We start from the raw sequence: 17,512 nt of genomic DNA, 5'->3' as shown, positions 1-17,512 counted from the left end.
GTGATGGTTTAGCGACTGTTTACTGTCTGTTTGAGAGGCCGTCCGGCCTGTGAGGAAACCCGATGAAGCTCTATTTTGTCCTGGTGGCACCTGCCCGACCTGCGAACGTGGGGGCGGCTGCCCGCGCCATGAAAACCATGGGATTCGATGCCATGCGACTGGTGGCGAGCCGGGTACACGAAGAGGAGGAGGCGAGCTGGGTAGCTCACGGTGCTCAGGAGATTCTGACTCAGGCCGAGGCGTTCGATACCCTGCCCGAGGCGCTGGCCGACATGGATCTGGTGATCGCCACCACCGCCCGTGAGCGCGGTCGCTACCAGCACTACCTCACGCCGGGGGAGATCCGCGAGCAGATCCGCAGCAAACCTTCCCTCAACAAGGTTGCCATCGTTTTTGGCTGTGAGGAGTCGGGGCTCTCCAACGAGCAGCTGGCCGAGGTCGATCTCATCAGCTATCTGCCCCTCAAGGTGAGCTACCCGTCTCTCAATCTGGGGCAGGCGATCATGCTCTACGCCTACGAGATGAGCCAGCTGATGGATGAGCTGAACGCCGACGGTGGCGCTGCGGTAGCAGAAAATTTTGATAACGTCGGGCAGGTTCGGGTGCTGAAAAGCAAAACAGCAGAATTGCTGGGTGAACTCGGAGTTTCGCAGGATGAAAAACTGCATCAATGGGTGATGGACCGGGTGCCCATGCTGCCGCAGCGGGATTTGAACATGCTCCACCTGCTCTGCAAAGACCTTGCGCGCAAACTTGGCAAAGAGGTTTAAGTTGACAGCCCATCGCCCGCCGCGGTATTGCTAAAAGCCAGCTTCGTCAACGAGTGTTCGTCATGCAGTTATTCACCAACGTCATCACCACCACCATTATTACCGGTACCACCACAGGTGGCACTGGGGCCGGTTGATGCGCTGACGAACAAGCACAGAAATCAAAAAAGGCCCGTACCCACCCAGTACGGGCCTTTTTGTTGGACTGGTTTTTAGATTGAATTTCATAGATTTACAGGGAGAGAAAGCGATGAGAGTGTTGAAATTTGGCGGGTCTTCACTGGCCGATGCAGAGCGTTTTTTACGGGTGGCCGATATCGCGGTCAACACCCACGGCCAATCTCAGGTAGCCCTGGTGCTCTCTGCACCTGCCAAGGTGACCAATCATCTGGTGGCACTGGTCGAGCAGACCAGTCGCGGCATGGATGCCAGTTCCACCCTGTTTGAAGTCAATGGCATCTTCTCCCGACTGCTGGCCGGGTTGAAGGCGGCCTATCCGGCGCTCGATGACAAGGCGCTGCTGGCCCGCCTCACCGCCGAGCTGGATCAGGTGGAGCGGCTGATGCAGGGCATTCGTCTGCTGGGCCTCTGCCCGGACAACGTGCAGGCGCGCATTCTGAGCCGTGGCGAGAACCTCTCCATCGCTTTTATGCACGAACTGCTGCGGGTGCGCGGCCTGGATCTGGAGCTGATCGTGCCGGAAGAGCTGCTGGTCACCGACGGCGGTTATCTGGAAGCCCATGTCGATATCGAAGCCTCCCGCCTGCGCTTTGCCGCCAAGGGGCTGCGTAGCGATTGCTTCTACCTGATGCCGGGCTTTACCGGCGGCAGCGACAAGGGCGAGACCGTGCTGCTGGGCCGCAACGGCTCCGACTACTCCGCCGCCGTCTTGGCCGCCTGTGTCGATGCCGAGTGCTGCGAGATCTGGACTGACGTCGAGGGTTGCTACAGCTGTGACCCCCGTCTGGTACCGGATGCCTATCTGCTGAAAACCCTCTCCTACAAGGAGGCGATGGAGCTCTCCTACTTCGGCGCCAAGGTGCTGCACCCTAAAACCATCGCGCCGGTGGCCCAGTTCCACATTCCCTGCCTCATCAAGAACAGCTTCAACCCGCAAGGGCCGGGCACCCTGATCGGCCCGGAGAGCGGCGACGATGACCTGAAAGTGAAGGCCATCTCGGATCTCTCCGGCATGTGCATGTTCAACGTCTCCGGCCCCGGCATGAAGGGGATGGTCGGCATGGCCGGTCGCATCTTCTCCGCCGTCTCCCGCGCCGGGGTCAGTATCGTGCTGATCACCCAATCCTCTTCCGAGTACAGCGTCAGCTTCTGTATCCACAGTTACGACCAGGATAAGACTCGCAAGGTGCTGGAGCGCGAGTTCGAGCTCGAATTCAAAAACCAGCTGCTGGAGCCGCTGGATATCATCAGCGATCTGGCGATCATCTCCCTCATCGGTGACGGCATGCGCACCAGCAAAGGGATGGCGGCCCGCTTCTTCACCTCGCTGGCGCAAGCCTCCATCAACATCGTCGCCATCGCGCAGGGCTCCAGCGAGCGCTCTATTTCGGCGGTGGTGCGGGATCGCAAGGTGGCGGAAGCTATCAAGGCGTGCCACCAGAACTTCTTTGGCAGCCAGCAGTTTATCGACCTGTTTGTGGTCGGGGTCGGTGGCGTCGGTGCGGCGTTGGTGGATCAGATCGCCCGCCAGCAACCGGTACTGGCCGAGCAGGGCACTGGCCTTCGCGTGGTCGGCATCGCCAACAGCCGCCAGATGGCGGTCAACAAGGATGGCCTGAACCTCGCCAACTGGCGCGAACAGCTGGTGGAAGCCCGCGACAGCTTCTCGCTGGAAGGGGTGAAAAAGCTGGTGGAAGATAGCCACATCATCAACCCGGTGATCGTCGACTGCACCTCCTCCGAGGCAGTTGCCGTCCAGTATGCGGACTTCCTCGCCGCCGGTTTCCATGTGGTCACTCCGAACAAGAAGGCCAACACCGGCTCGCTCGATTACTACAAGGCGCTGCGCCGCACCGCCCGCCAGACTCGCCGCAAGTTCCTCTATGAAACCAACGTGGGCGCCGGTTTGCCGGTTATCGAGAACCTGCAAAACCTCATCAAGGCCGGTGACAAGCTGCGTGCCTTCGACGGCATTCTGTCCGGTTCCCTCTCCTTTATCTTCGGCAAGCTGGATGAAGGGATGGCGTTCTCTGAAGCCACCAAGATCGCTCGCAGTAACGGCTTTACCGAACCGGATCCCCGCGACGATCTCAACGGCATGGATGTGGCGCGCAAGCTGCTCATTCTGGCTCGTGAGGCTGGCATGGCGCTGGAGCTCTCCGATGTCGAGGTAGAGCAGGCGCTGCCGCCGGGCTTTGATGTGAGCGGCGATGTAGAAGCCTTTATGGCCCGTCTGCCCGAAGCGGACGGCTGGTTCCGCGACCAGTTCGCCGCCGCCCAGCGTGAAGGCAAGGTGCTGCGCTATGTGGGTTCCATCGAGGGTGGCAAGTGCAAGGTCGCCATCAAGGCGGTCGGGGCCGACGAGCCGCTGTTCAAGGTCAAAGACGGGGAGAACGCGCTCGCCTTCTTCTCCACCTACTACCAGCCGATCCCGCTGGTGCTGCGCGGCTATGGCGCCGGTACCGAAGTGACCGCGGCGGGCGTCTTTGCCGACGTGCTGCGCACCCAGAACTGGAAGCAGGAGCTATAAGCATGAGTTCAGACATGTACCCCTCTTATATGACGGACGGCGGTAGCGTTGTCGCCTACGCGCCCGCCTCCAGCGCCAACCTGAGCGTGGGATTCGATGTTCTGGGGGCGGCGCTCGCCCCCGTGGATGGCTCTCTGCTCGGCGATCGGGTGCAGGTAAAAGCGGCTGACGTGCCTTTTGCGCTGTCCTCTGTGGGCCGCTACGCCCACAAGCTGCCGGACGATCCGAAAAAGAATATCCTCCATGACTGCTGGGTGGCCTATGGCGAGGCGCTGGAGAAGCGCGGCCTCGGTCTCAAGCCGCTAGAGATGGTGCTGGAGAAGAACCTGCCTGTTGGTTCGGGTCTGGGGTCCAGCGCCTGCAGCGTGGTGGCGGCCCTTGAGGGGCTCAACGCCTTCCACGGCGGGCCGCTCGACGAGCACGACATGCTGCTGCTGATGGGTGAGATGGAAGGCAAGATCTCCGGTTCCGTTCATTACGACAACGTCGCCCCCTGTTATCTGGGCGGCATGCAGCTGGTGCTGGAAGAGCATGGCGTTATCAGTCAGGGTATTCCGGTGTTCGATCAGTGGTACTGGGTGGTCTGCTACCCGGGCACCGTAGTCTCGACCGCTGCCGCCCGCGCCATTCTGCCGGCCCAATATCGCCGTCAGGATTGCCTCACCTATGGCCGCCGCCTGGCTGCCTTTGTCCACGCCAGCTACACCGGGCAGGAGGGGCTGGCCGCGAGCGTCTTGAAAGACGTGATTGCCGAACCCTACCGCGCGGCGCTGATCGAAGGTTTCGCCGAGGTGCGGGCGCAGGCGGCCCAGAACGGGGCGCTCGCCACCGGCATCTCCGGCTCCGGTCCCACCGTATTTGTGGTGATGAAGGATCTTGCGCAGGCCGAGCGGATGAAGGATTGGATGGAAGCACATTTCGTGCAGAACGAAGATGGATTTGCCCGGGTCTGCAAACTGGACATGGCCGGGGCACGGGTAACAGGAAGCGAGCTATGAATCTCTACAATATCAAGGACAACAGTGAACAGGTGAGCTTCGCGCAGGCGGTGCGTCAGGGCTTGGGTCGCGAACAGGGGCTCTTCTTCCCCGAACAACTCGAACCGCTCGCCGATGTGGATGCCTTGCTCGATCTGCCGCTGGCCGAACGCTCTGCCCGCATCCTGAGCCACCTGCTGGGGGACGAAGTGCCCGCAGCCAAAGTGAGCGAGCTGATTAACGCCGCCTTCACCTTCCCGGCGCCGCTGGTGAAGCTCAAGGACAACACCTATGCCCTCGAGCTGTTCCACGGCCCGACCCTGGCGTTCAAGGATTTCGGCGGCCGCTTTATGGCCCAGTGTCTCGCGGCCTTTAGAACCAACGACAAAATTACTATCCTCACCGCCACCTCCGGCGACACCGGCGCCGCCGTGGCCCACGCCTTCTACGGGCTGGAGGGGATCGAGGTGGTGATCCTCTATCCCAAGGGCAAGATCAGCCCCTTGCAGGAGAAGCTCTTCTGCACCCTCGGCGGCAATATCCGCACCATCGCCATTGACGGCGACTTCGACGCCTGTCAGGCGCTTGTGAAACAGGCCTTTGACGACGAGGCACTGAAAAAGGCCATTGGCCTCAACTCCGCCAACTCCATCAATATCAGCCGTCTGCTGGCGCAGGTTTGCTACTACTTCGAGGCGGTGGCCCAGTTGCCGAAAGCCGATCGTGCCAAGGCGGTGATCAGCGTGCCGTCCGGCAACTTCGGCAACCTCACCGCAGGCCTTATCGCCAAGGCGCTGGGGTTGCCGGTGAAGCGCTTTATCGCTGCCACCAACGCCAACGACACCGTGCCGCGCTACCTGAAAACCGGGCAGTGGGATCCGCACCAGACAGTGGCCACCCTGTCGAACGCCATGGATGTCAGCCGCCCCAACAACTGGCCGCGGGTAGAAGAGCTCTGCCGTCGCAAGGGCTGGGCGCTGGAGACCCTGGGCTCCGGCATGCGTGACGATGCCCAGACCCGCGATGCACTCAAGCGCCTGCACCAGCAGGATTACCTGTGCGAACCTCATGGCGCCATTGCCTGGGATCTGCTGGGGGAACAGCTGGCCGAGGACGAAGTGGGGGTGTTCCTCTGCACCGCCCATCCCGCCAAGTTCAAGGAGTCGGTGGACGAGATCCTGAGTCTGGATGTACCGCTGCCCGGCCCGCTGGCCAAGCATGCCGAGCTGCCGCTGCTCTCCGTTAATTTGCCTGCGGAGTTTGCCCGGTTAAGGGCGTTTTTGGTGGGTTAAGCCACTTAGCTGAGATAACCGATAGAAATAAAAATCCCCCGGCAACGGGGGATTTTTTATTTTTTTTTACTTAACTCAATATTGATATTGTTTCCGATATATAACTGTCGAACTCTCCATTATATTCAGTTAACAAAGATCTAGTTCTGCTGTTTTGACCAATGCAAATAAGGTTTGCATTCCCTTGGAAGTGAGATTTATTGTAGTGCTCAGCAGATAGAGCATTGGTTTTTGAGTCTGCAATTGAAAATATTAGTTGCTGGTCGGAAGGCTTGTTTTTACTGATAAATTTAAGAATATCATTCCTACTTTCATCTTCAAAATCTCCTTCAAATATTGCGTCTAACATTAATGGTAGGATGTGTGTGTATTCAGTCTTTTTGATCAGACTAACAAACGCAAAGTTATATGCTAGTAGTGTCTTTAGTAGTTCCACGCCTTGGCGAGGGAATGCTGGTATCTCATACAAAAGATAAAACCTGTCATCTTGAAATGACTTAACTTTTAATTCTGAAGTATACTTTTCAAAAATGGCTTTGAATTTATAACTTGCACTGCGTCTTTCTTCTTTGACTACTGTGTCAGTTTTGAACTTAGCGAGCTCGCCATCTATTTCTAAAATTTTAGATGTATTAGCTCCAATTTTTTTCATGATTTCATCAGACATTTCCACATTTACTTTATTTTTTAGCCAGGTTGCAAATGTCACGTTGTCAACTTTGTAATCCAGAAGTTCATAATAATCATTTTCAATAACAGCTCTTTTTTCTGCCATTGAGTTCATAATTGAATTCAATATTCCCTGATTATCTTTCAGTTCTTTAAGGTTTACTTTTAACTCTGCAAGTTGCTTTTCTGTATCGTTCAAATTTTGAAAGTGATTGTAAGTGTCCTCAATTGAATGCCTCAATTCGTGTGAGCAAGTAGGACATTTAGTGTCGGAAAGAATGTCGCTTTGTAAACTTCTTCTGACTCTTAGCAATACCTTTCGATGTTCTTCTAGCAAAGTTATTTTATTGCAGGTTAATAGATAGTTTTTTTCAAGCTCAATCAGTTTTGATTTGTTTTCTTTATATGGCTCAATATATTCCATAGCCTTTGAAGAAAAGGCATCGTCTTTTAATTTTGCCAACTTAAAATTTATATCATTTCTTTCTATTGTGTGGAAAACTCTAGACTCAGCTTCTAACTCTTTTTTCTCAAGTTCTAATCGAGTTTTTTCTAGACGGTCATAGTTGTTTATTATGCCTAAATAGTAGTCAAAGAAATCGTTTTTAAAATTCCTAATAAAGTCTAAGCCTCGAAACGATTTATGTCTGTAAACCCAGCCAACATCTTGTGCTACGTAATATGGTAAAAATAGGGCTTCAAGAGATGCTGGCTTATACTCTTTATCATATTCAAGATGTAAACTGAAACCAAACAATTGAGATAAAAACAACTTTAGCTTTGTGTGTTCTCTCGAGTGATTAGCACTTATTCCAATAAACTTAATGGGTTTTTTATCGTCAATTTTTATTGATATAACCTCATCATCCCTAACTATCGATACTTTTTTATCACCCTGACTTTTAACTGTAAAGTCTAAGCGAAAAATCACATCATCACTTAAAATTTCACTCAGTTTTCTTTTTTCATCATTAATGCCGAAAGTATAAAGCAGAGACTGTAAAAGTGTACTTTTACCAGAGGTATTTTTACCGTGAATAATATTAATGCCTCTAGAAAAGCTAGTGTTAAAAAACTTCTTCGACTTACTACTGAAAGCAAAAAATCTATTATATTCTACTGATACTCTCAATTTTAGTTATCCGTTTTGTTGATTGATTCAAAGTAAGCTGCATATATGATGGCTTTCAGAGTTTTATCATCAAAATTCGTGTTATGTGCTGTGTTAAATTTATGGAATAACTCATCAATGCATTCATCTTCCGTGAATCCTTGACAATCCATATAGTTTTCTTTTACAAAAAATAGAATTTTTCTGTGTTCTGCTTCGTCTTGGCTTTTAAACAGGTCGAAAGCCAGTGAAAAGTTTGTCTCAAATGTATCTTGCTCGAATGGCCTTATTCCTAGCTTAATTGCTATATCCCTTTTTTGATCTCGCCAGAATTGGAATGCTTTAGATTTAGTCGTTATAATATTTATAGCTCTATTTATATCTTGACTTTGTACTTGTTTCGATTTTTCAGAAAGTCTGGCGGTACTTTTTTGATTATATGTAAGTTCCACATCTTTAAATAATCTAAAAATAGAATCTAAAGCAGCTTTTGTATCATGAATTTTTTTTCCAAAAATATCATCTAACTTGCCTCTTAGTTGATTTTCTTGCTCTTTATTTGTTTTATTGAAATCGATATATAACAACTTTAGATTTTTTAACTCATCGGAAAGGCTATGTTTATTAAAATCGTCAATGTCAACTAGCTTGGATGTGATTGCATCCTGAATATGCTGGTTTAAGTCTGAGTAATTTACTTCAGAATTTTCCTCATTAATATGTTCGCTGTATGTTTTTGATTTTGTTTTTCCACCAACCTCAATCTTAATACTGTTTTTAAGTTGCATTGATGTATTTGATGAGAAAAATAAATCATGCTCATAATTTTGACATTTAGGATATTGATCTTGTATCAAAGACTTGCCGACCTTTAGTATATTAATGATTATTTCAGCAAGTTCATTATCAATTGACCAGCTTCCACCAGACTTTTTCTTAGATTGATATGTCTCAACTTTAACCGCGTGGCCATGGTTATCTACAAAGCAGAATAGGATATCTTCTAAGTGTTCAAGAGATAAAAAATAGTTAGTCCCACCGAATTTCTTATCGAAGTTATCCAATATAATGAATAAAGCCATATTCCTCTGCAATGCAAATCCCTGTTGGGCTCTAACTCCAGCATTTACACTATTATCTGCCAATACTGTCTTCCTTCGATCTATTGAGTCACTCTGAAATTACCATCATATATGGGAGTGAATTTGCGAGAGTGTGCTTTGAACGCGAGAGCTTGAAGCCTAGCGGCCAAGTGGGAAATTATGGGGTTTGTACCTTTTTAAACAAAATACAGTCTCATCAAAACCGACGCTACCGCCCGTGGATTACAGCTTCCAAAATGCTCCATTAACCAGCGAGGGCAGCAGCCCATCACGGATGAATAGGCACCGGATGGCTATGTTAAGCCAATCGAATCTGGCCGTACCAGTCAAAAAGTGACGTAAGTGTCAGTAATGACTGATTTTTTGCGCTGGCTCAATAAAAGACAGTGACCGGAGGCAGGATTCCCATGGCCCTTGATGCTATTGGGGTTGGCGGGCGTGGCAGGAAGGAATAGGGCTGGCTTGCCGCTGAGGAAGGGTTGGTCGGGGACAATCCCGCTCTGCCAATCGGCGCTATAGTGCGGGCGATAGTTGTCCTGTGCTCCGCGTCCCAAGCTGGCGAGGCGGGGGATCTGCGGCAACAATCAGCTGTTGCAATCACAGCCATTTGCAACACATCGTCATGCAAATATGACCATGCAAACACATCACCAGATAGTGAGGAGATCACCCATGAAGCGTACCATCCTGTTCGGCCTGCTCTGCGGCAGCGTGCTGCTGGCCAATCCGGTCTTTGCCAACGACACAACCCAGTTGCAGTGCGAGGCGCAGGCTGCGGCCAAAAAGCTGAGCGGCGCCGCCAAGACCAGCTTTGTCGGCAAGTGTGTGAAAGATGCCGCTGGCGCCGCGACCGGCGAGTGCGAGAAGGCGGCCGCCGACAAGAAACTGGCCGGTGCGGCCAAGAACAGCTTTATCCAGAAGTGCGTGAAGACGGGCGCGGCGGTGGATCCGGCGGCCAAGTGCGAGAAGGCGGCCGCCGACAAGAAGCTGGCGGGCGCGGCCAAGAACAGCTTTGTCCAGAAGTGCGTGAAGGATAGCGCCGCCAAGTAAGGCATTTTCTCATCCGGTGTGTTTGCGGGGGGCCATCAGGCCCCCCGCGCTTTTTGGGGCGCACTGATGGCGCTACGCACAAGCCTTGTATCGGGACGGCAATAGCGACACTATTGACTCCTTTTTTGGTTCCGCAGAGGCGCCGCCATGACCTGTCGTTACCGGACGAGGCGTTGGCGAGCCGCATTTGCGCGGGATTACGCGGGATAAGGGAGCAAAGCAGGATGATGGAAGAGACGCAATGGCGCTGGCTCAATGAACCGGCCGAGTGGCACAAGACAGAGGGCGGTTTGCAGGTGGTGACAGACCAGCAGACCGATTTTTGGCGCAGCACCTGGTATGGCTTCGAGCGCCACAGCGGGCATCTCTATGGTTGCGAGGTGGCGGGTGAGTTTACCTTTCAGGTCTGCGTCGAGGGGGAGTTCACCACCCTCTACGATCAGGCGGGGCTGATGCTGTTGCAAGACGACGAGCATTGGCTGAAAGCGGGGATCGAGTACAACGATGCCCAGCCGATGATCGGCAGCGTGCTGACCAATCCGCGCTCTGACTGGGCCACCGGCATTTTCCCCGGCAATCCGCGCCGCTTCTGGCTGCGGCTGACCCGGCTGGCCGATTGCCTGCGTTTGCAATACTCCACCGATGGCAAGGTGTGGCCTCTGCTGCGCCTCGCCCCGTTTCCGCCAAGCGAAAGTTGCTTTATCGGGGTGATGTGCTGCACACCGGAGCGGCAGGGGCTGGCGGTGCGTTTCTCTGATTTGCGCCTCACGCCGCCTCTTGGCAAGGCGCTCCATGATTTGAGCTAGACCAGTGGTTTTGCCTGCGACATTGAGCCAATAAAAAAGCGCCCGCAGGCGCTTTTTTCATTTGGCTGGTAAAGCATCAATTAGCTGATCAGGCTGGCCCACAGGTCATATTCGTCGGATTCGTCGATCCGCACTTTGACCATGTCCCCCGGCTTAAGGCCGGTTTCGCCGTTGAGGTAGACCAGACCGTCGATCTCCGGTGCATCGGCAAAAGAGCGGCCAGTGGCGCCCTCTTCATCCACCTCGTCGATGATAACGGTCAGCTCCTGACCCACTTTGCGGGCCAATTTGCGGATGGAGACCTGCTGTTGCAGCTCCATAAAGCGCTGGAAGCGCTCTTCCTGTACCTCTTCCGGTACCGGATCCGGCAGCTCGTTGGCCAACGCCCCTTCGACCGGGCTGTATTTGAAGCAGCCGACCCGATCCAGCTCCGCCTTGTCGATAAAGTCCAGCAGCATCTGGAAATCCTCCTCGGTCTCGCCCGGGAAGCCGACGATAAAGGTGGAGCGCAGGGTGATCTGCGGGCAGATCTCGCGCCACTTCTGGATCCGCTCCAGAGTGCGCTCGACTGTACCCGGGCGCTTCATCAGTTTCAGGATGCGCGGGCTGGCGTGCTGCAACGGAATATCGAGGTAGGGCAGTACCTTGCCATCGCGCATCAGCGGGATGACGTCATCCACGTGCGGGTAGGGGTAGACGTAGTGCAGACGTACCCAGATATCGAGCTTGGCCAGCTCTTCGCACAGGGCGACCATGCTGGTCTTGACCGGCATGCCGTCGTAGAAACCGGTGCGGTGCTTCACATCGACGCCGTAGGCGGAGGTGTCCTGGGAGATCACCAGCAGCTCCTTCACGCCCGCCTCTTTCAGGCGCTTGGCTTCGGCCAGCACGTCGCCGATGGGGCGGCTCACCAGATCCCCGCGCATGGAGGGGATGATGCAGAAGGTGCAGCGGTGGTTGCACCCTTCGGAAATCTTCAGATAGGCGTAGTGGCGCGGGGTCAGCTTGACGCCGTGGGCCGGTACCAGACTGGTGAAGGGGTTGTGCTGCGGCTTCTCCACATATTTGTGGACGTGACCCAGCACCTCTTCATAGGCGTGGGGGCCGGTGATCTCGAGCACCTTGGGGTGGATCTCGCGGATCTGATTCTCTTTGGCGCCGAGGCAGCCGGTGACGATCACCTTGCCGTTCTCGGCCAGCGCTTCGCCGATTGCTTCCAGCGACTCTTGCACCGCGCTGTCGATAAAGCCGCAGGTGTTGACGACGACCAGCTCGGCATCGTCATAGCTGGGCACCACATCGTACCCTTCGGTACGCAGCTGGGTCAGGATGCGTTCTGAATCGACCAGGTTTTTGGGGCAACCCAAGGAGACGAATCCTACTTTGGGGGCCTGTTTTGTGTTGGACATCGCTCAATCACTCTTAGGTGGCTCTTCTTTAAGGGCGCGGATTTTACCGGAATGGTTAACCAAAAACTATACAGCCAGCATGGCAGAACCGAACAATATCTCCGACCAGGCAAGATTGGGCCGCACCAGCAGCCGGTGATGGCGTGCACTTGGTAGGGCTATTGCCTCTGCCATGCGGGTTGGTTGTGGGGATGCTGCTTTGTTGATTTTTCTGTCAATTTTGACTCTGTGGCGGGGAGAGCGTCAAAGGGAGTCACTATACTTCCATCACGGGGTCCCGTTGGAGAAGGCGATGGAAAGTTCATTTGGCGAAAAAATGCAGAGCGTACATGCCACGCTCAGGCAGCGCTTTGACAAGCTGAGTCGGGTGGCCATCGCGATTTACGATCCCCATACCGATCAGCTCAAGACCTTTGCCCACAGCACCGAGGGGCCCTCGCCACTGGTGCAATATGAGGTGAAGCTGAGCGATGTCCCCTCCCTGAGTTATCTGGCGGAGCACAAGCAGCCCCGGGTGCTCGGAAATCTCGATGCCCTGCGTGGCTCTGCGTCGGAGCACAGCCGCAAGGTGCTGGAGGCGGGTTATGCCTCCAGCTATACCGAGCCGCTGCTGTTCAACAGCAAACTGTTTGGCTTTCTGTTTTGTGATGCCATGGAGCCGGGATACTTCGAGGAGCCGATCCGCAGCGAGCTGTCGGCCTATGCCCAGGCGCTGTCGGCCATCATTGCGGTGGAGTTTTTCTCCATCCAGACCCTTGGCGGCGCGCTGACCACGGCGCGGGAGTTTAGCCGTTATCGGGATGAGGAGACCGCCAACCATCTGCACCGGATGTCGGCCTACTCCCGGCTGATCGCCAAGACGCTGGCCCCGACTTGCGGGCTGAGCGATGAGGAGGTGGAGTTTATCTACCTTTTCTCCGAGCTGCACGACATCGGCAAGATCGCGGTGCCGGACGCCATTTTACTCAAGCCGGGCAAACTGACCCCGGAAGAGTTCGAGATCATGAAGATCCACCCCGGCAAGGGGCGGGAGATGATCAGCCTGATGATCAACGAGTTTGGTCTCGATGGCATTCATCACACTGACATGCTGACCAATATCATCGCCAGCCATCACGAACGCTTTGACGGCACCGGCTATCCGCTGGGGCTGGCGGGGGAGGCGATCCCGTTGGCGGCCCGCATCGTGACGGTGGCCGATGTGTTTGATGCCCTGACCAGCGAGCGCCCCTACAAGAAGGCCTGGCCGTTCGAGACGGCGTTTGCCTATCTGGAGGAGCATGCCGGCAGCCAGTTTGATCCCGCCTGTGTCGCCGCAGCCCTGCACAACAAGGCCGAGTTTTATGCCATCTATCAGCAGTATCAGGATTCGGCCTGCACTGCGAGCGTGGCGGCCAGCGGCGCAGAGCCTTGTTGAGCACGTGTGATGCGCGTAAGGGCAAAGTGGCGGAACAAGCATGAATGGAAAGCGTAACAAGAGAGGGGGCACCAGCAGGTGCCCCCTCTCTTTTATGCGCCTCTCGATTCCACGCGCCCTTATTTTGCCGACCTTCTATCTGCGGCTATGGCGGCTGCGGTCAGGTTACTTTTTGGGCGTCGGCTCGCTGATTTGATAGAGGTGATCCGCGCAGGCGCTGGAGCAGCCACAGGGACGCACCTCTTTATCTTCCCGCTTCTGGGCAAGCTGGTATTGGCGCCACCAGATGATGGTGCCCATGGCCAGGATCAACACGAACGAGGCGAGCAGGCTCAACAACCAGATGGACATGATCTCTTCTCCTTGATGGTGATGACATGCACGGCGATGGCATCAGTGATGATGGCAGCAACCGCCCTGCTGGTTGGCGCCTTCACTGTCGTGGCAACAAGTATGGCCTTGTCGTGAGCTCTCTGCCAGATTGCCACTACTGGCGCAACAGTGATCGGAGCCACTGTTGCAACCACCGTGACAATTCGCATAGCTGTGGCCTGTGCCGAGGGGCTGGATGGCACGGATAGTCGCCTTGCTCTGATGACGGCGAGACGGACGGCCCTGACTAGCCTCGGTAAGAGGTTGCAGATTGGCGGGGGCTAGCAGCGCGGGCAGCGGCAGGCGGGCAGAGCGACACTGCAGCACTCGGATATTGGCCGCCAGCAGGCGCCCCAGCATTCGCTCGCCGATATTGCGCACCACCACCTGACCCACCTGATGATGGGCGAGGGCGTCGAGCAGCGCTTGCTTGCCGTGGCAGCCTTCGGCGACGGCAGGGTTGGCCAGGGTGGCGATGACGTTCCCTTCGGGGTTAAGAATTTGCAGCTGCTCGGCACGGGTAAAGTGGCCAGCCAGCAACCCCTGACTCAGCATCAGGGCGCTGTTGCTGGGGTTGGTGGTCATGGTTGTGACAGCATTCATGTCGGCTCTTCTCCACTGGTTGGGTGGTCGGGCTCGGCGGGTTGCATCATCAATGCCTTGCCCAGACTCAGACACTCCACCACCTTGTAGCGCCCTTTTTTCAGGATATTGGCCAGGGTCTGGCGGGAAACCCCCATCACCAGGGCGGCCTCCTGCTGCTGCATTCCTTGAAGGTCGACGAGGCGCAGTGCCTCGAACTCGTCAGGGGCCAGCGTGACCTGTTCCAGCTGATGCATGGGGCGGCCGTTGGGTTTGAAGCAGCTGTTGGCGGGGCGGCCACAGATCTGGCGGGCTATCTTGGGTCTTGGCATGGTGGCTCCTAATTGGCATAAGCCATTTATACGCTCATATGTAGCATATGCCAATAATTTTGTCGGGTGTAGAGAGTTGCGCGAATGCTGTTTACGGCAGAGAGGGGTAAAGAGGGGGAGGCGGAATACGTACAAAAGCAGGTAAGGTGGCAGAAACGACACAGGCCCGAACATGGTTCGGGCCTGCGGTTTTGCAGAGGATGGTCGGGCTATCCCGGCGAGCTTACGCCTGTTCGGCCTCGGCCACTGGAGCTGCGCTCTCGCTACCGTTGGCGAAGCGATCCGCCCACAGGGCAATCACGCCGTCACCGGTGACGTTGCAGGCGGTGCCGAAGCTGTCTTGCGCCAGATAGAGGGCGATCATCAGGGCGATGGAGGCTTCACCGAAACCGAGCATGGAGGTGAGCAGGCCCAGTGCCGACATCACGCCACCACCCGGGGCGCCCGGGGCGGCGATCATGATCACCCCCAGCATCATGATGAAGGGGAGCATGGTTTCGATGCCTGGAATGGCCAGATGCTCGGAGAGGAACATCACCGCGGTGGCGCAGGTGACTAGGGTAATGGTGGAGCCACAGAGGTGAATGGTGGCACACAGCGGCACAGTGAAGTTGGCGATACCGTCGCTCACGCCGTTGTTCTTGCTCGATTGCAGAGCGACCGGAATGGTGGCGGCGCTCGACATGGTCCCCAGCGCGGTGAAGTAGGCGGGCAGCATGTTCTTGATGAGCTGGGCCGGTGAGCGGCCAAGGGCCAGACCAGTACCCACGAACAGCACGGAGAGCCAGATCCAGTGCATCAGGATCGCCATCACCAGCACCACGCCGAAGGTTTTCAGGGTAGCGAATACGGTGCCTTCTACCGTCATCTCGACAAAGACGCCGGCGATATAGAACGGCAGCAGCGGAATGATCACCTTGGCCAGCAGGCGGTCGATGATGTCACGGCCCTGATCGGCGACCCGGCGCAGATCGGTGGCCTGGGTGGCGCTGATCCCGATACCGAACACGAAGGCGGCGGCCAGCGCAGACATCACGCCAAACAGCGGCGGGATCTCCAGATTGACGTAGGAGGCGAGCTTGACCGCCTCGGCGGTAGTGGGCTCGGCAGCGGTGGTCAGCAGCGGGATCAGGTGGCTCGCCACGGTAAAGGCGAACAGCCCCGCCAGAATGGTGGAGCAGTAGGAGAGGGCCACGGTTTTGCCCAGCAGCTTGCCGGAGTTTTTCGGCAGGCTGGCGATGCCGCTCATGATAAAGAACAGAATGATGAGCGGAATGGTGAAGGTGATCAGCTGACCTATCACTGTCTTGGCCGTAAACAGCACGCGCGCCACCCACTCAGGGGCGTAGAGACCGAGCAAGAGACCGGCAAGGATGCCAGCAATGAGTTTCAGGACAAGTTTCATAAGGAAATCCGGAGTTGGTTGTATTGTCTGTTTTGTTATTAAATTTTGATATTAATCACACTTTTTAACACGTAAGCCGTGTTATGTCTGCCTTTTCTGCGTTAACGCCGAGTTAAATATTGTCGAAAGCCAAGATCGCCGACTAGCTGTCGGCTTGGCGTTGAACTGGAAAATCCGTGATGAATTAGCCCGTTAGGTGGCCTGATGATCGCCACGCAGCAACATGACGTACTGGCTGGCGTGTTGACTTGAGGAATCTGACGTACTGGCTGATACGGCTTCCATCGGCGCCAGTTGCAGCGCTATCTCGGATGTGGTGACCAGTTGCTGTAGCTGAGCGTCAGTTATCTTGCCGCTTGGCGGCAGGGGGAAGCAGATCGGAGCGCCCGCTTTGAGCAGGGTCGCCAGCTGTTGCAACTGGGGAACAAGGGTGGCCGCGTCGCCATCAAGCGGGCGGCTCAGCCAGATGCCATCGTAAGGGAGCACCGAGTGCATCTTCGCCAGTGGGCAGACCCGCACTGCTTGTCCGGATTGCTGCGAGGCAACTTTGGCGTCAGCCAGCACTGCTTCGCAGGCGGTGACCACATACCCTTCTGCACGCAGCCAGCAGAGATCCTCCCCCGTACCGCACTGACCATTGAGCAGGTGAGCACCGGGTTTAAGGCGCACCACAAAGGCAGCTCGAACGTGGGCGTGCTGGTCGTTAAATGGCCGGGAAGCGGGGATGGTGTCAGAGTGTGGCACAGGGGTTACCTCAAGCAGGGGGCGCACAGGGTAACAAATCAGGGCCTGACTGCCAAAGCGCGCGGTCAGGCCCCGATTTGGATGGGTGGGAGTTGCCGGAGCCGGTTAGCGGCCGCAGGCAGGCCCGTGGGGCTGGGCCAGCATGGTGAACATGCTCTCTATCATAAAGGCGGATTCGCCCTGCAGGTCGATCCGCCCCGGAAAGTGGAGCCAGTTGATGATGTAGCCATCCAGAGTGCAGTGGAGCAGGGTGGCGGCGCGCTGCAGGTTGAGGTTGGCGGGCAGCTGGCCCCGTCGTACCGCATTGGCCAGGGTGGTCTCCAGATCCCGGAAGAAGTTGGCGGACTGGCTGCGGATATGCTCGCGCAGTGAGATGGCTTCCCCCTCCAGCGATTCGAGATTGAACAGTATGGTGAACATCTGCCGCTGGGCCGGATTGTGAATGAAGCTGTGGAGCACCCCTTCGAAGAAGAGGCGCAGTTGCCCCAGCGGATCCGGCTCATCTGGATTGAGGCAGGCATCGAGCTGGTGGGCGAGGGGGCTGCAGAGCTCCTGCCAGAGCGAAATGAAGAGTTCATCCTTGTTCTTGAAGTGCCAATAGATGGCCCCGCGGGTCAGGTCTGCCGCCCTGGCGATGTCGGTCAGGCTGGTCTTGGCCAGGCCCTGAGAGCAGAACAGATCCAGCGCCGTGCTCATGATGTGGCAGCGGGTTTGCTGCGCCTCTTCTTTGGTTCGTCTGGCCATCGAAATTTGTGCCTCATGC

At 55.5% G+C, this 17,512-nt stretch carries 16 protein-coding genes; 7 read left to right on the top strand and 9 right to left on the bottom strand.

Annotated elements, in window-relative coordinates; all coding sequences use genetic code 11:
- Positions 1–62 precede the first annotated feature (62 nt).
- From AB5Y83_RS00810 to thrC, 4 genes are all read left to right on the top strand, one after another.
- Positions 63–770, top strand: a complete 708-nt coding sequence (locus AB5Y83_RS00810; RefSeq protein WP_368174522.1) for a tRNA/rRNA methyltransferase — start codon at positions 63–65, stop codon at positions 768–770.
- Positions 771–1,020: 250 nt separating this feature from the next.
- Entirely contained in the window at positions 1,021–3,480 is a 2,460-nt protein-coding gene (gene thrA / locus AB5Y83_RS00805) for a bifunctional aspartate kinase/homoserine dehydrogenase I (protein ID WP_368174521.1), read from the top strand.
- Positions 3,481–3,482: 2 nt separating this feature from the next.
- Positions 3,483–4,478 carry a homoserine kinase gene (thrB, locus tag AB5Y83_RS00800; RefSeq protein WP_368174520.1) on the top strand — a complete coding sequence of 332 codons (996 nt, stop codon included), beginning with the start codon at positions 3,483–3,485 and terminating at the stop codon, positions 4,476–4,478.
- A complete protein-coding gene (gene thrC / locus AB5Y83_RS00795) occupies positions 4,475–5,749 on the top strand; it encodes a threonine synthase (protein WP_368174519.1) in 1,275 nt (424 codons plus the stop codon). The genes thrB and thrC overlap by 4 nt, the downstream gene beginning before the upstream one ends.
- A gap of 70 nt (positions 5,750–5,819) precedes the next feature.
- Here thrC and AB5Y83_RS00790 read toward each other — a convergent pair whose 3' ends face one another.
- Together AB5Y83_RS00790 and AB5Y83_RS00785 are read right to left on the bottom strand one after the other, a co-directional pair.
- Complete coding sequence (locus AB5Y83_RS00790; protein WP_368174518.1) at positions 5,820–7,550, bottom strand: ATP-binding protein; 1,731 nt, start codon at positions 7,548–7,550, stop codon at positions 5,820–5,822.
- A 2-nt stretch (positions 7,551–7,552) separates the two neighbouring features.
- Positions 7,553–8,674 (bottom strand): hypothetical protein, encoded by a 1,122-nt coding sequence (locus tag AB5Y83_RS00785; protein WP_368174517.1) that lies wholly within the window; start codon positions 8,672–8,674, stop codon positions 7,553–7,555.
- 630 nt (positions 8,675–9,304) lie between these two features.
- On the opposite strand from AB5Y83_RS00785, the gene AB5Y83_RS00780 reads away from it, so the two are divergent.
- Positions 9,305–9,682 carry a hypothetical protein gene (locus tag AB5Y83_RS00780; RefSeq protein WP_368174516.1) on the top strand — a complete coding sequence of 126 codons (378 nt, stop codon included), beginning with the start codon at positions 9,305–9,307 and terminating at the stop codon, positions 9,680–9,682.
- A gap of 224 nt (positions 9,683–9,906) precedes the next feature.
- Entirely contained in the window at positions 9,907–10,488 is a 582-nt protein-coding gene (locus AB5Y83_RS00775) for a DUF1349 domain-containing protein (RefSeq protein ID WP_368174515.1), read from the top strand.
- 80 nt (positions 10,489–10,568) lie between these two features.
- Here the strand turns inward: AB5Y83_RS00775 and rimO are convergent, their stop codons facing one another.
- On the bottom strand, positions 10,569–11,897 hold the full coding sequence (gene rimO, locus AB5Y83_RS00770; protein WP_368174514.1) for a 30S ribosomal protein S12 methylthiotransferase RimO: 1,329 nt from the start codon (positions 11,895–11,897) through the stop codon (positions 10,569–10,571).
- 292 nt (positions 11,898–12,189) lie between these two features.
- On the opposite strand from rimO, the gene AB5Y83_RS00765 reads away from it, so the two are divergent.
- Positions 12,190–13,314, top strand: a complete 1,125-nt coding sequence (locus tag AB5Y83_RS00765; RefSeq protein WP_368174513.1) for an HD-GYP domain-containing protein — start codon at positions 12,190–12,192, stop codon at positions 13,312–13,314.
- 165 nt (positions 13,315–13,479) lie between these two features.
- On the opposite strand, the gene AB5Y83_RS00760 is transcribed toward AB5Y83_RS00765, so the two are convergent.
- The 6 genes from AB5Y83_RS00760 to AB5Y83_RS00735 all read right to left on the bottom strand — a co-directional run bounded on the left by AB5Y83_RS00760 (position 13,480) and on the right by AB5Y83_RS00735 (position 17,493).
- Entirely contained in the window at positions 13,480–13,665 is a 186-nt protein-coding gene (locus AB5Y83_RS00760) for a hypothetical protein (protein WP_005338109.1), read from the bottom strand.
- A gap of 42 nt (positions 13,666–13,707) precedes the next feature.
- The gene (locus AB5Y83_RS00755; protein ID WP_368174512.1) at positions 13,708–14,289 is read right to left on the bottom strand and encodes a NifB/NifX family molybdenum-iron cluster-binding protein; all 582 of its coding nucleotides are present in this window, start codon (positions 14,287–14,289) and stop codon (positions 13,708–13,710) included.
- A complete protein-coding gene (locus AB5Y83_RS00750) occupies positions 14,286–14,600 on the bottom strand; it encodes a DUF134 domain-containing protein (RefSeq protein ID WP_005338107.1) in 315 nt (104 codons plus the stop codon). Before AB5Y83_RS00750 ends, AB5Y83_RS00755 begins: the two co-directional genes overlap by 4 nt.
- Positions 14,601–14,823: 223 nt before the next feature.
- Positions 14,824–16,005 carry a dicarboxylate/amino acid:cation symporter gene (locus tag AB5Y83_RS00745; protein WP_247822371.1) on the bottom strand — a complete coding sequence of 394 codons (1,182 nt, stop codon included), beginning with the start codon at positions 16,003–16,005 and terminating at the stop codon, positions 14,824–14,826.
- 192 nt (positions 16,006–16,197) lie between these two features.
- Complete coding sequence (locus AB5Y83_RS00740; protein WP_368174511.1) at positions 16,198–16,749, bottom strand: hypothetical protein; 552 nt, start codon at positions 16,747–16,749, stop codon at positions 16,198–16,200.
- Between the two features lie 105 nt (positions 16,750–16,854).
- Positions 16,855–17,493: a TetR family transcriptional regulator gene (locus AB5Y83_RS00735; protein ID WP_005359187.1), complete on the bottom strand. Its 639-nt coding sequence runs from the start codon at positions 17,491–17,493 to the stop codon at positions 16,855–16,857.
- Positions 17,494–17,512: the final 19 nt, after the last annotated feature.

It is taken from the genome of Aeromonas sp. R5-4 (genome assembly GCF_040908215.1).
GTDB lineage: Bacteria > Pseudomonadota > Gammaproteobacteria > Enterobacterales > Aeromonadaceae > Aeromonas > Aeromonas veronii.
Note: the sequence above shows the minus strand (reverse complement) of the source record. Positions and strands in the feature narration are given on the sequence as shown.

Bases quoted from the DNA above. Each gene is read 5' to 3' on its own strand.
- AB5Y83_RS00755 (WP_368174512.1), bottom strand. From the start codon at position 14,289: ATGAATGCTGTCACAACCATGACCACCAACCCCAGCAACAGCGCCCTG.
- AB5Y83_RS00735 (WP_005359187.1), bottom strand. From the start codon at position 17,493: ATGGCCAGACGAACCAAAGAAGAGGCGCAGCAAACCCGCTGCCACATC.
- AB5Y83_RS00745 (WP_247822371.1), bottom strand. From the start codon at position 16,005: ATGAAACTTGTCCTGAAACTCATTGCTGGCATCCTTGCCGGTCTCTTG.
- AB5Y83_RS00765 (WP_368174513.1), top strand. From the start codon at position 12,190: ATGGAAAGTTCATTTGGCGAAAAAATGCAGAGCGTACATGCCACGCTC.
- rimO (WP_368174514.1), bottom strand. From the start codon at position 11,897: ATGTCCAACACAAAACAGGCCCCCAAAGTAGGATTCGTCTCCTTGGGT.
- AB5Y83_RS00810 (WP_368174522.1), top strand. From the start codon at position 63: ATGAAGCTCTATTTTGTCCTGGTGGCACCTGCCCGACCTGCGAACGTG.
- AB5Y83_RS00750 (WP_005338107.1), bottom strand. From the start codon at position 14,600: ATGCCAAGACCCAAGATAGCCCGCCAGATCTGTGGCCGCCCCGCCAAC.
- AB5Y83_RS00760 (WP_005338109.1), bottom strand. From the start codon at position 13,665: ATGTCCATCTGGTTGTTGAGCCTGCTCGCCTCGTTCGTGTTGATCCTG.
- thrA (WP_368174521.1), top strand. From the start codon at position 1,021: ATGAGAGTGTTGAAATTTGGCGGGTCTTCACTGGCCGATGCAGAGCGT.
- AB5Y83_RS00775 (WP_368174515.1), top strand. From the start codon at position 9,907: ATGATGGAAGAGACGCAATGGCGCTGGCTCAATGAACCGGCCGAGTGG.
- thrB (WP_368174520.1), top strand. From the start codon at position 3,483: ATGAGTTCAGACATGTACCCCTCTTATATGACGGACGGCGGTAGCGTT.
- AB5Y83_RS00780 (WP_368174516.1), top strand. From the start codon at position 9,305: ATGAAGCGTACCATCCTGTTCGGCCTGCTCTGCGGCAGCGTGCTGCTG.
- thrC (WP_368174519.1), top strand. From the start codon at position 4,475: ATGAATCTCTACAATATCAAGGACAACAGTGAACAGGTGAGCTTCGCG.